We start from the raw sequence: 12,270 nt of genomic DNA, 5'->3' as shown, positions 1-12,270 counted from the left end.
TTGGATCGGTGAACGGGACGAACCGGGAGGCGAGATGCCGTACTACCGCAGCGTCGGCGAGGTGCCGCGCAAGCGCCACACCCAGTTCCGCCAGCCCGACGGCAGCCTCTACGCCGAGGAGCTGATGGGCCAGGAGGGCTTCTCCTCCGACTCGTCCCTGCTCTACCACCGGCACGCGCCGACCGCGATCGTGGCGGCCGAGGAGTTCACCCCGCCGGCGTTCACCCGGGTGCCGAACCTTCCGCTCAAGCCCCGCCACCTGCGCACCCACAAGCTCGACGGCACCGGCGCCGACCCGGTGCTCGGCCGGCAGTACCTGCTCGCCAACGACGACGTGCGCATCGCGTACGTGCTGGCGGACCGGCCGTCCCCGCTGTTCCGCGACGCCACCGGCGACCACTGCCTCTACGTGGAGTCGGGCACCCTGCGGGTCGAGTCCACGTTCGGCGTGCTCGACGCGGTGCCCGGCGACTACGTCGTCATCCCCACCTCGACCATCCACCGGCTGGTGCCCACCGGCGACGCGCCGACCAGGCTGCTCGCCGTCGAGGCGGCGGGGCACATCGGCCCGCCCAAGCGCTACCTCTCCGTGCGGGGCCAGTTCCTGGAGCACTCGCCCTACTGCGAGCGCGACGTCCGGGGGCCGGACGCGCCGCTGCTGGTCGACGGCGAGGACGTGGAGGTGCTGGTCCGGCACCGCCGCGGCTGGACCCGCTACGTCTACGCCCACCACCCGTTCGACGTGGTCGGCTGGGACGGGCACATGTACCCGTGGGCGTTCTCCATCCACGACTTCGAGCCGATCACCGGCCGGATCCACCAGCCGCCGCCCGTGCACCAGACCTTCCAGGGCCCCAACTTCGTGATCTGCTCGTTCGTGCCCCGCAAGGTCGACTACCACCCGGACGCGATCCCGGTGCCGTACAACCACCACAACGTCGACTCCGACGAGATGCTCTTCTACACCGGCGGCAACTACGAGGCACGGCGCGGCTCCGGCATCGAACAGGGCTCGATCTCGCTGCACCCGTCCGGCTTCACCCACGGCCCGCAGCCGGGCGCCGCCGAGCGTTCCATCGGCGCCGACTTCTTCGACGAACTTGCCGTCATGGTCGACACCTTCCGGCCGCTGGACCTCTGCGACGCCGCGACCGCGTGCGAGGACGACGGCTACGCCTGGACCTGGGCCCGCCGCCCCTAGGCGGACGGTTCCGGGTGAGCGGTGCCGCGGTCCGGCAGGGGCGGACTGCGGCACCTTCGTGCGCGCGGGGGCGGGCGGGCGTCGACCGCGCTCCGGCAGCCGCGTCCGCAGCGCCTCCGGCCTCCCGCGCATCAGCCGCGGGAGCGCACTTCCTTCTCATCGTCCGTCCACAGCCGTCGTACGGCCATCGGCGACTGGACGCTCGGACGAATAGTTCGTGGACGGAGCTGACTAACATCTTGCGCACTGTCCATCTTGTCATCGACAAGTGCGCTTGTTCGTCGACGACATCCCCCTGGAACCGGAGTACACGATGCGCGACATGACGGCCACGCTGGCCGACCTCGAAGACCTCAACCTGGCCGACCTGGAGGTGTCCGACCTGCTGGAGGTGCACGCAGTGCGCGACGCGGTGGCCCTGCCGGAGACCGGTGCCTCGGCGAGCACCTCCGCCGTCTGGCAGTGGCTGGGCTACTCGTCCTGCGCCGCCCAGCTTCCCCAGTAGTCGTACCGGACCGGGGCTGACCGGTGGGGCCGGGGACGCCGACACCGGCGTTTCGCGGCCTCACCGGCTCGGCCGGGGTCGGTGCCGACGACCGCGTACGGAGGACACCGTGACAACCACCCGCCAATCCCCTGCCCCGCCGGTGTCGCCGGCACCGGGCGGCCGAGTCGCGCCGGAGGTCCAGGTCGCCCCGTACGTGCTGATCCGCAGGACGGCGGTCGACCTGCCGGCTGCCGGTCCGGCCGGACGGCACCTGCGTCGCCTCCAGGACCAACTCGTCGATCGACTGGTCGAGTGCCGGGCCCTCGGCCCCGAACTCACCGAGGAGCTGTACCGGCTCGGCGGTCAGGCCCCGACGGCGTACCGCCGCTCGGTCCTGCTACCGCTGCGGCGGGACGTACACAACGACCGGTCGCCGGCCAGCGACCTGCGCGCCCGGCTCGGCGACCTGCCCGACCGACTGCCGGCGCTGGGGCGCTGGTTGCGGGCCCGGGCCGAGATCGACCGGCTCACCGGCGCCGTCGACGCCGGGTCGGCTGCGGCGCTGGCCGAGGAGCGCGTCGCACTCGCCGCCCTGTGCGGCAGCGAGCCGTTCGGCCGGGCGGTCGCGTTGACCAGCCCTGAGCTGTTGGCAGCGGTGCAGCGGACGGCGGCGCGCGGCGGCGAGCCGGACGCCCGGGGTCGCAAGTCCGAACCCACCGTGCTCCGTTACGCGTTGCGGGCCACCACCCGGACCAGCCCGCTCTCCTGGTTCACCATCGTCGGCTGGGCCCCCTGGCCGGATGCGGAAGCCGTCCCCGCCCCGCTGGCGTCCCCGCCCGACGGGGCGCTGCCGACCCACCTGGACCTCGCGGCGGGTCTGGACGTGACGGCGGCGGGGGAACCGCTGGCGGTGACCCGTCCTCCCGCCAGCCTGGTCGCCAGCCTCTTCCTGGCCGGGACCAGCCGCCCGGACCAGATGCTGCGCACCCCGCACCGGCTCGCGCCCGGCACCCGCGTGCAGGACGGGCACGTGGTCTTCTACCGCGAGCACCCGACGACCGGCGCCGACGGCATGCCGGTGATCCGGGAGGAACGGGTCCGGATGCCGCTGCGGCCCGCACTGGCCGCGATCATCCGGGTGCTCCGCGCCGCACCCGACGGACACCCGCCGGCGGCGCTCGTGGCGGCCCTCGGCCGAGGCGCCGCGCGCCCCGCCACGGACGCCGCCGAGGCCGAGCGGCTCGCGCGACGTCTCGTCACCCAGCTCTGCGACGAACGCCTGCTGATCCCGGTACCGCCGACCACCGAGCACGACCCGGCGGCGCTGGCGGCGATCGCCGACTGGCTCGGCGACACCGGTGCCCCCGCCCTCGCCGACCAGGTACGGCACCTCGACAGGGACATCCGGTCGCTGGCGGACGTCGACGCGGCGCGGCGCGGCCAGCTCGTACGTCGGATCGACGCCGGCTGGCACGAGGCCCTGCGGCAGCTCGGGGCCGCCGCACCGGCCCAGGCGCCCGTCACCGAGGATGTCGTGCTACCCGGGCCGGTACGCCTGACCCGCCGGCCCGCGGACACCGCCGACCTGACCGCGCTGACCAGCCTCGCGCTGCTGTTCGACGAGGACCAGGTGCTGCGCCGGCTCCTGCGACACCGGTTCGTCGAGCGCTACGGTCCCGGGGCCCGCTGTGCCGACCTCGGCCAGTTCTTCGCCGAGATCGGCGCCGGCTTCGACGACCTGCCGACGGTGACCCCGGAGGGGGCCCTGGCGGGCGGTCCGATCGCCCGGGTGCCCGAGCTGGCCCAGCTGGCCACGCTGCGGCAGGAGGTGGTCCGGGCGGTACGCGCCGACGGCGGGAACGACGGCGTGGAGACCGTCATCGGTGCCGACCTGGTGGCCGAGGTGGCCGCGGCACTGCCCCGCTGGCTGCGGGCCCGGCCGGTGTCGTACGCCTTCTTCGGTCAGCACGGCCCGGACGGGTCGCTGCACCTCAACCACGTCTACGGCGGCTGGGGCCGGTTCACCAGTCGCTTCCTGGACCTCTTCGGCGACAGCGGCATGCGCGCCGCGGTGGCCGCCCAGCTCCGCCGGGTGCTGCCCGGCCGGGTGGCCCAGTTCCGGCCGGTGCACGGTTTCAACGCCAACCTGCACCCGCTGCTGCTCGGCGAGGACATCGGCGACGACCAGCGGCTGGGCGGGCTCGACCTCGCCTCGGTCGAACTGGTGCACGACCTGGCCGGCGACCAGATCCGGCTGCGCGATCCGGCCACCGGTGACCTGCTCGACGTGCTGTACCTCGGGTTCCTATCGCCGCCGGCGCTGCCGGCCCGGGTGGCCGCGCTACTCGGCGACCTGGGCAGCGGCGAGGTGGGGCTCCGCCACCTGGCCGCGACCCGGACGGTGGCCGGTCCGGGCGGGCAGGCCGTCGTCTCCGACCGGCTCCGCTGTGGCCGCGTCGTCCTCGCCCGCCGGAGCTGGCGCTTCGACGACGGGGCCGAAGAGCACCTTCGCAAGCTCGGCTCGCCGTCGGTCGCCGCCGCCGCGGCGCTGCGGGCGGGCTGGGACCTGCCCGACCAGGTCTTCCTCAACCAGGGCAGCCGGCGCGACGGGCAGCCGCCCGCACCGGGCCACGCCGCGCAGCACCCCGGCGCCCAGGCCCGGCAGCCGTCGGAACGTCCGTCCGCCCCGCCGCCTCCCCCGGCGATCGCCGGGCTCTGGGAGGCGGTCGCCCGGCCCAAGCCGCAGTTCGTCGACCTGGCCAGCCCGCTGCACCTGCGCTGCGTGCCCCGATGGCTCGGGCGGATCACCGGCCGGCTGGTCGTCGAGGAGGCGCTGCCCCGCCCCGCCGGCCACGACCGGCCGCACCGGGTCACCGAGCTGGTCGTCGAGACCTACCTGCCGGCGGCCCCCCGGTGACCGGCCGGGCGCCGGCGTGCGACCGCACCACCGAGCCGAGTGGAGTCCAGCCATGACCGAGCCGAGGACGACCGGACTGACTCCGACCACCGACGTCGTGTGCCACTACCACGAGGAGGCCAAGGCATCGCTGCTGCGCGACGCCGTCCTGCCCGTCGCGGAGCGGTTGCGCGGTGCCGGGCTGGCCGTCCACCTGGAACGGCACTGGTTGCACGGCCCGCACGTGCGCCTGCGGCTACGCGGCCCCGAGGCGCAACGGGCCACGGCCGCCGCCGAGGCCGCCGAACGGTTGCGTGGTCACCTGGCGGTGGCGCCGTCCCGGGCCGGGCTCGACGAGGTGCTGCTGCTGCGCCGGTCCGAGGCGGCCGGCCGGGCGGAACTCGTACCGCCCCCGTACGACCCGATCCACCCGGACAACACGGTGCTGGTGACCGCCGGCGACCAGAGTGCGCTGGCCGCGCTGCTGGGCACGCCGGGCGCGGTCGAGTGCCGTGCCGACGTCCTCGCCGCCGGGCTGGCTCCGGTGCGGGTGTCGCTCGACCAGCTCGCCCTCGTCGGGGACGCCCAGGCCGCCCGGGTGGGCGTCGTGGTCACCGCCATGGCCGCGCACGCCGACACCTGGCCGGGACGGCTGCTGTCCGGCTACCACACCTTCCTGTCGCACCTGGAGGACTTCCTCTTCGGCGAGCGCAACGACCTCCTGCGCCCACGCTTCGCCGCCTTCGCCGACCGGGCCGGCGGGAGGTACCACGACCTGGTCCGCCAGGCGTCCACGCCGGACACCACCGAGCCGGTGGCGGCGGCGTGGCGGGCGTGGAGCGCGGCGGCGTGGCGGATCGCCGAGCGGGCGTACGACGCGGGCGCGCTCGACGGGGCGTTCTCCGCCGAGTTCCGGCGGCGCACCACCTCGTTCGACGACGCCACCGCGATCCGGTGGGACCTGAGCCGTCGCGGGGCGAGCGCCTACCACCAGGCGCTGGAGGCGTCGGGCTTCCAACGGATCGCCGCGAGCCGCGAGTTCCAGGTCTACCGGTTCTGCACGAACATGCTCTACCAACTGCTGACGCTCTGCGACGTCGCGCCGCTGGAGCGGTACCTCGGTGCCCACCTGCTCGCCGAGGCCACCCAGGAGATCCACGGCGTGACATGGCAGGACGCCCTCACCGCCCGCACCGGGTGACCCGGGTGGAGGCGACGTGGGTGAGGTGACCCTGCGACCGGGCACCCTGGTCCGGGCGGTCGAGGGCGGGCTCCTCGTGAGCGGCTGGCGGGCCAGCTCGGTGGTGACCTGCCCGCCGGTCGCCGGCGAGCTGTGGCAACGGCTGGAGCCCTCCCTCCGCCGGGGGCTCGACCCGGCGACCGCCACCCTGGGACTGCCCGACCGGACCGCCAGGGCGGTGGGCTGGCTGCTCGGTCTCCTCGCCGAGCACGACCTCCTGGTCGACGTCCGGGTGCCGCTGGACGGCCATCCGTTGGCGGCCTGGCTGGCGGGGCTCGCGCAGGATCCGACCGCCGCGTTGGACGCGGTGTCGTGGTGCACGGTCGCGGTCACCGGCGAGGGCGACCTTCCACCGGCCGTACGGGCGGCACTGACCGCCTCCGGGCTCTCCACCGCGCCTGGAGAGGCTCTCCGTGCCCTGCGGGAGGTGCCCGGGGACGGCGGCGGCGCGGACCTGGTCGTGTGGGTCCGGACGGAGGACCCCGGCGAGCGTCGGGAGCCGCCCGTTCCCCCGTGGCCGGGGGCGGCACCGCGACCGCCCGGCTCCCTGCGGCCCGCGGTGCTGCCGGTGACGATCCGTCCGGACGGCACGCTGATCGGCCCGCTGGACCCGGCCGGTCACCCCGCCGCCGCAGGCCAGGCCGTCGCAGGCCAGACCGCCCCAGGCCAGACCGCCGCAGCCACGGACGCCGGTCCGGCGGGGTCGGCGACCGACCACCGGCTGCTGCCGTTCCTCGTGGCACACGAGGTGGTACGCGTGCTGGCCGGGCTCGCCGACGGCACGGCGCTGTCACTGCGCGGCGGGGTCGTCCAGCGCGTCGGCGAGCCGACCGACCCACAGCCCTGGCCGCCGGCCGCGCTGACCGGGGCACCCGCCACGCGGACCGGGGCGCCCGCCACGCGGACCGGGGCACCCGCCACGCGGACCGGGGCGCTCGCCGGTGACGGGGCACCGGGCACCGGACCGACGGCGGGAGCGGTGCCGGCCCGCCCACCGGTCGGCCTCGACACCGCGTCCCTCGGTTCGGGCGCAGCGGAGGACGTTCCGGTGCGGGTCGTCGGGGACGACGACCGCCTGGTCCGGGCGATCGCCGTCAGCGCCTCGACCGTACGGCGGACGGATCGGCCCGTGGTGGTGGGCGTCGCGGCGGACTGGCCGGTGGCCCGGCACCTGGCCGAGCAGCGGGCCGCCCACGCGGCCGGCAGGGCGTACCTGCCGGTGCGGGCGCGCGGGACGGCGATCGAGGTCGGCCCGTTGAGCCGCCCCGGTGTCGGCGGCTGCCTGCGGTGCGCCAACACCCGGCAGGAGGCCGTCCTCGGCGCCGGCAGCACCGCCACACTGCTCGCCGGCGGCCGGTCGCTGCCGCTGCCGCCGTACTGGCACGGGCTGGTCGGCGAGCTGGTCGCCGGCCAACTCGCCGACCACGCCGACCCGCGCCTGGCCAGCGTGCTGGCGGTCCGCGACGGCGCGATCAGTCGGCACCTGATCCGAGCGGTGCCGGACTGTCCGGACTGCGGTGCCCTGCCACCCGACTCGGCCGGGGCCGCCACGATCGCCCTGCGCCCCCGCCGGCAGGCCGCACCCGACCGCCTGCGGGTCCGTCCCGGCCCGCCGGACCTGGCGGTGCTCCGCGCCGAACTGGTCGATCCCCGCTACGGGCCGGTGACGCACGTCCACACCGACCGGCAGGGCCCGCTCGCGCTGGCGGCGGCCGAGATGCCCGTCCCCGGCCGCTCCGGTCGGGTCGGTGGATACGGGCGCGCGGCGGACCAACCGACCGCGCAGGTGCTGGCCCTTCTGGAGGCGGTCGAACGGGAGGCCGGCCGCTGCCCGCAGGCCCGCCGGACGACCACGCTGGGCAGTTACCGGGAACTCGCCGCCGACGCCGTCGATCCCGCCCGGCTGGGCCTGCCGGAGCCCGAGGCGGTCCGCCACCCCGGGTACCGGCTGGCCCCCTTCACCCCGGACACGGTGACGTCCTGGGTGTGGGCGTACGACCTGGCGGGTGATCGGCCCGTCCTCGTGCCGGAGCACGCCGCCTACTACGGGGTGGACCGTGCCGGGGCCGCCCGGTTCCTCTACGAGTCCTCCAGCGGCTGCGCCGTCGGTGGTTGCCTGGAGGAGGCGATCCTGCACGCCTGCCTGGAGACGATCGAGCGGGACGCCTTCCTGCTCACCTGGTACGCCGGCCGTACGCCGCCGGCTCTGGCGCTGCCGCCCGACGTCGATCCGCTGACCCGGCACCTCGCGGACCGGATCGCGGCGGAGGGCTACCGGTTGCACCTGCTCGACATCACCAGCGACGTCGGGATACCGGCCGTCTGGGCCCTCGCCGTCAACGACCGACCCGACCGGGGCGCGACCTTCTCCGCCGCCGGGGCGCATCCCGATCCCCTCCGGGCCGCCGCGGCGGCGGTCCTGGAGGTCGGCGTGAACGTGACCGTCGCGCCGAAGGTGGCCCGCCCGCCGCGGGACCGACTGCTCGCCATGCTCGCCGATGCCGACCTGGTGGAAGGACTGGGGGACCACGCCGCGCTGCACCTGCTGCCGCAGGCCCTGCCCCGGTTCGACTTCGCGCTGCGGGAGGCCGCCGCCGGCCCGGCGCAACCGTTCGACGAGCACTTCGCCGGCTGGCGCGAGCGGTGGCTGCACCCCGACCTGACCGAGGTGCTGCGCAGGGTCGTCGACGCGATGGCCGCCGCCGGGACGCCGCCGCTGGTGGTGGACCAGACCGGGGCGGCCGAACGCCGCCTCGGCCTGGCCGCCGTGAAGATCCTCGCGCCCGGGGCCGTGCCGATGACCTTCGGGCACCTCAACCGGCGGGTCGACCTGCCCCGCCTGCGGCAGGCCCGGCTCGCCGCCCCCGACCACCTGATCCTGCCCCACCCGTTCCCCTGAAGGAGAGCCGAGCATGGCTCGCTGGTCCGCCCTGCACGTCCACCTGCACGCCGGCTCCGAGTGCACCGAGACGGTGCTGCGGGAGCACATCGTGCCGACCACGACGGACCTGCTCGCCCGGGGCGAGATCTCCTCCTGGTTCTTCGTCCGGTACTGGGAGGGCGGCCCGCACCTGCGCTGGCGGGTCGCCGACGCGACGCCGGAGACGGTACGGCGGATGCGCGCCGGGCTGGTCGAAGCGGTGGCCGCGCTGCCGCCACCGGCCCGGGAACTGCGCCCGGCGGACTGGTACGCCCAGTTCGGAGTGCACACCTCCGACCGGTCCGACGGGACCGACCGGCCCGGCGAGACCGACCAGTCCGACGACACCGACCAACCCGACGGGACCGACCGGCCCGACCGGCCGGGCGTGGGGCAAGAGACCGGCGTGGGACACGGGGCCGGCGTGGGACACGGGGCCGGCAGTGGGCCGGAGCTGGGCTGGCAGCCGCACGGCACCGTGGTCGAACAGCCGTACCGGCCGGAGGTCGACCGGTACGGCGGCCCGGACGCGATCGACGCGGCCGAGGAACTCTTCGCCGCGTCCAGCCGGGTCGCCGCGGCTGTGCTCGGCGCGCCACCCGCCCGCCGCCGGTCGACGGCCGTGGACCTGCTGTTCGGGTTCCTCACCGCCAGCGGCCTCACCGGGCACGAGGCGGTCCGGTTCCTGCGCGGCTACGCCAACGGGTGGACGCTGGTGCCCGAGGCGAACGGTCAGGACCTCGGCCTGGCCCTGATCGCGGCGGAACGCGACTTCCACGCCGACGCGTCCGTCTACCCGGCCCGGCAGCGGCTCATCGCCGACATCGTCACGCACGGCAGGGGCGCCGCCACCTCCGTGAACTACTGGGCGGACGAGGTCGCCGCCTACGTCGAGCGGCTACGGGCGCTCGACGGGCAGGGCCGGCTGCGCGGCACGGTGCCCGGCATCCTCGCGTCGCAGCTGCACATGCTGCACAACCGCCTCGGGCTGAGCATCCCGGCCGAGTGCCACCTCGCCTGGCTCGCGTCGCTGGCGTACGGCGCACCGGCCGCAACGCCGGACTTCCACGCCGACGGGATCGACGCCCCGGACCGCGCGTACCACCAGGGGTCGAAGTTCGTCCGTACGCGGTGGCCGAGCCAGCGTCCCCGTACCGTCGAGCCCGCACCGGGTCGCCCCCTCCCGTCCGACGCCGTGACCCTGGCACTGCCCGAGCCGACGCCGGGCGCGCTCGCCGACACCACGCTCGCCACGGTGTTGCTGGAGCGCCGCACCCGGTACGACTTCGGCCGAGCGGAGACCGGCGTGGCGGATCTGGGCCGGCTGCTGCGCTACGCGGCGGGCGACACCGCGCCGGCGGCCGACGGCCAGCGACGACTGGCGTACCCGACGCCGGGCGCCCTGGCGACCACCCGGCTGCTGGTGCTTCCCCGCCGGATCGCCTCGGTGCGGGCGGCACTCTACGAGTACCTGCCGGAGCGGCACGCCCTCCGGCGGGTGGCAGCCGATCCGGGCACCGACCGGCTGTCCCGGGTCGCCCCGCAGTTCGCGCCCACCGGTCCCGACGTCGTCCCCGGCGCCGACGGGCTCGACGTCGAGACGGTGCCGCTCTGGCTGTTCGTGGTCGCGGACCTGCGCCGGGCCCGGGCCCGGTACGGGCTGCGCGGCTACCGGTTCTCCGCCATGGAGACCGGCCACCTCGCCCAGAACCTGCTGCTCGCCGCGACGGCCCTCGGGCTCTCCGCCGCCCCGCTCGGCGGATTCTTCGACGACGAGCTCAACCACCTGCTGCTGCTCGACGGGCTGGACGCCAGCGCCCTCTACGCCCTCGCCCTCGGCTGAGGGCGGGTCCTGCGGGCCAGCCGACGGACCGGGCGGTCCCCGTCGGACCAGCCGGCGGATCGGGTGGTGCAGACGGGTCAGCCGACGGATCAGGTGGCCCCGACCGGCCAGCCGACGGATCGGGTGGTGCCGACCGGCCGGTGCCGGCTCACGCCGTGGTGCGGGACAGCACGGCGAGTTCGGCGGCGACCGCGGCGAGGATGGCGAGCACCAGCGGCCACGGGGTGCCGACCAGGGCGTAGAGCAGGATCAGGGCCGGGGCGGCGGCTGCCGCGTAGACGGCCAGGGCCAGCGTGCGGTCGGAGCGGAGCAGGCTCGGCAGGATGGTCCGGGACAGGCCGGGCAGCCGGGCGGCGAAGCGCCAGACCACCAGCGCCCCGCCGAGCGCCGCGAACGCCGCCGCGACGCGGGACAGCCCGGCGCTGCCCGGCGCCATACAGGCGATCAGCACGGCGGTGATCATCGTCCAGCCCGCGCCGTAGACCACGAGCTGGCGCAGGCCGAGCGAGATGGTCCGGCCGGAGTCGACCCGCCCGGGGCTCATCGACGCGGCCTCGGCGAGGTGTTCCAGCGCCTCGCTCCAGCGCCGCTGCTCCAGCCGGAGCACGCCGATGTCGTGGCGGGCCTCGGCGAGCTGCGGGTCCAGCCGCAACGCCTCCCGGTAGGCGCGCTCGGCCAGGTCGAACATCTGCATGTTCGCCGCCACCAGCCCGAGCACCAGGTGCGCCTGGGGATTCTCGGGTGCCAGCTCGATCCCGCGCCAGGCCGCGTTCAGCGCCGGCTGCCCGTTGCGCGAGCCGGCCAGGATCGCGGCGGCGCTGCTCTGCGCGTACGCGTCGTCGGGGCCCAGCGCCAGGATCCGGTCGGCGGTCCGGGCCGCCTCGGCGTACTCCTCCAGATCGCCGAGGGCGAGGGCGCGGGCGACCAGCGCCGGAACGCTGTCGGGGGCGGCGGCGACCGCGGCGTCGGCGGCGGTGCGCGCCTCCGTCGGCCGCCCGGCCGCGAGGTGGACCCGGGACAGCATGGTCAGCGCCCCGGCGTCGGCCGGGTCCAGGGCGACGGCGTAAGAGACCTCAGCCGCGGCCTCGTCGTAGCGACCGAGTTCGGCGAGGAGCTGGGCGCGTTGGAGGTAGCCGTCGGCGGCGGAGCGGTCTGAGGTGGCGTCGCTGGACATCGCGGCGAGCCTAGGCGGCCGGAGCCTCGTACACCAGGGCCACCGCGATGCCGGTGAGCCCCTCGCCGCGCCCGGGGAAGCCGAGGCCGTCGGTGGTGGCCGCGGAGACGGTCACCGGCGCGCCGACCGCCTCGGAGAGCACCCGCTGGGCCTCCTCACGGCGCGGGCCGATCTTGGGCCGGTTGCCGACCACCTGCACGGACACGTTGCCGATCGCGAAGCCGGCGGCCCGCACCCGGCGGGCGCTCTCGGTGAGCAGGGCGACGCCCGACGCGCCCGCCCACTCGGGCTGGCCCACGCCGAAGTTGGCGCCCAGGTCCCCGAGGCCGGCCGCCGAGAGCAGCGCGTTGCAGGCGGCGTGCGCGGCCACGTCGGCGTCCGAGTGCCCGGCCAGGCCGTCCTGGTCGGGCCAGTGCAGGCCGGCCACCCAGCACGGCCGGCCCGCCTCGAAGGCGTGCACGTCGGTGCCGATGGCCACCCGGGGAACGATCATGAGAAGAGGGTACGCG

General features: G+C 75.9%; 8 protein-coding genes. 6 read left to right on the top strand and 2 right to left on the bottom strand.

Going from position 1 to position 12,270, the window contains the following annotated elements; genetic code table 11:
* Positions 1 to 34 precede the first annotated feature (34 nt).
* The 6 genes from ABZ573_RS24100 to ABZ573_RS24075 all read left to right on the top strand — a co-directional run bounded on the left by ABZ573_RS24100 (position 35) and on the right by ABZ573_RS24075 (position 10,587).
* Complete coding sequence (locus ABZ573_RS24100; protein WP_151454118.1) at positions 35 to 1,201, top strand: homogentisate 1,2-dioxygenase; 1,167 nt, start codon at positions 35 to 37, stop codon at positions 1,199 to 1,201.
* Between the two features lie 268 nt (positions 1,202 to 1,469).
* Positions 1,470 to 1,706 (top strand): thiopeptide-type bacteriocin, encoded by a 237-nt coding sequence (locus ABZ573_RS24095; RefSeq protein WP_225852132.1) that lies wholly within the window; start codon positions 1,470 to 1,472, stop codon positions 1,704 to 1,706.
* 109 nt (positions 1,707 to 1,815) lie between these two features.
* A complete protein-coding gene (locus ABZ573_RS24090) occupies positions 1,816 to 4,605 on the top strand; it encodes a lantibiotic dehydratase (protein ID WP_358121168.1) in 2,790 nt (929 codons plus the stop codon).
* Positions 4,606 to 4,657: 52 nt separating this feature from the next.
* On the top strand, positions 4,658 to 5,785 hold the full coding sequence (locus tag ABZ573_RS24085; RefSeq protein WP_358121165.1) for a lantibiotic dehydratase C-terminal domain-containing protein: 1,128 nt from the start codon (positions 4,658 to 4,660) through the stop codon (positions 5,783 to 5,785).
* Positions 5,786 to 5,801: 16 nt separating this feature from the next.
* A complete protein-coding gene (locus tag ABZ573_RS24080) occupies positions 5,802 to 8,723 on the top strand; it encodes a TOMM precursor leader peptide-binding protein (RefSeq protein WP_358121162.1) in 2,922 nt (973 codons plus the stop codon).
* Between the two features lie 13 nt (positions 8,724 to 8,736).
* A complete protein-coding gene (locus ABZ573_RS24075) occupies positions 8,737 to 10,587 on the top strand; it encodes a thiopeptide-type bacteriocin biosynthesis protein (RefSeq protein WP_358121159.1) in 1,851 nt (616 codons plus the stop codon).
* A gap of 148 nt (positions 10,588 to 10,735) precedes the next feature.
* On the opposite strand, the gene ABZ573_RS24070 is transcribed toward ABZ573_RS24075, so the two are convergent.
* Positions 10,736 to 11,761 carry a tetratricopeptide repeat protein gene (locus ABZ573_RS24070; RefSeq protein ID WP_151454113.1) on the bottom strand — a complete coding sequence of 342 codons (1,026 nt, stop codon included), beginning with the start codon at positions 11,759 to 11,761 and terminating at the stop codon, positions 10,736 to 10,738.
* 10 nt (positions 11,762 to 11,771) lie between these two features.
* A complete protein-coding gene (gene ispF / locus ABZ573_RS24065) occupies positions 11,772 to 12,254 on the bottom strand; it encodes a 2-C-methyl-D-erythritol 2,4-cyclodiphosphate synthase (RefSeq protein ID WP_089003124.1) in 483 nt (160 codons plus the stop codon).
* Positions 12,255 to 12,270 lie beyond the last annotated feature (16 nt).

Origin of the sequence: Micromonospora sp. NPDC007220, from assembly GCF_040634035.1 — a bacterium.
Lineage (GTDB): Bacteria > Actinomycetota > Actinomycetes > Mycobacteriales > Micromonosporaceae > Micromonospora > Micromonospora reichwaldensis.
Note: the sequence above shows the minus strand (reverse complement) of the source record. Positions and strands in the feature narration are given on the sequence as shown.

Bases quoted from the DNA above. Each gene is read 5' to 3' on its own strand.
- ABZ573_RS24100 (WP_151454118.1), top strand. From the start codon at position 35: ATGCCGTACTACCGCAGCGTCGGCGAGGTGCCGCGCAAGCGCCACACC.
- ABZ573_RS24085 (WP_358121165.1), top strand. From the start codon at position 4,658: ATGACCGAGCCGAGGACGACCGGACTGACTCCGACCACCGACGTCGTG.
- ABZ573_RS24075 (WP_358121159.1), top strand. From the start codon at position 8,737: ATGGCTCGCTGGTCCGCCCTGCACGTCCACCTGCACGCCGGCTCCGAG.
- ABZ573_RS24070 (WP_151454113.1), bottom strand. From the start codon at position 11,761: ATGTCCAGCGACGCCACCTCAGACCGCTCCGCCGCCGACGGCTACCTC.
- ispF (WP_089003124.1), bottom strand. From the start codon at position 12,254: ATGATCGTTCCCCGGGTGGCCATCGGCACCGACGTGCACGCCTTCGAG.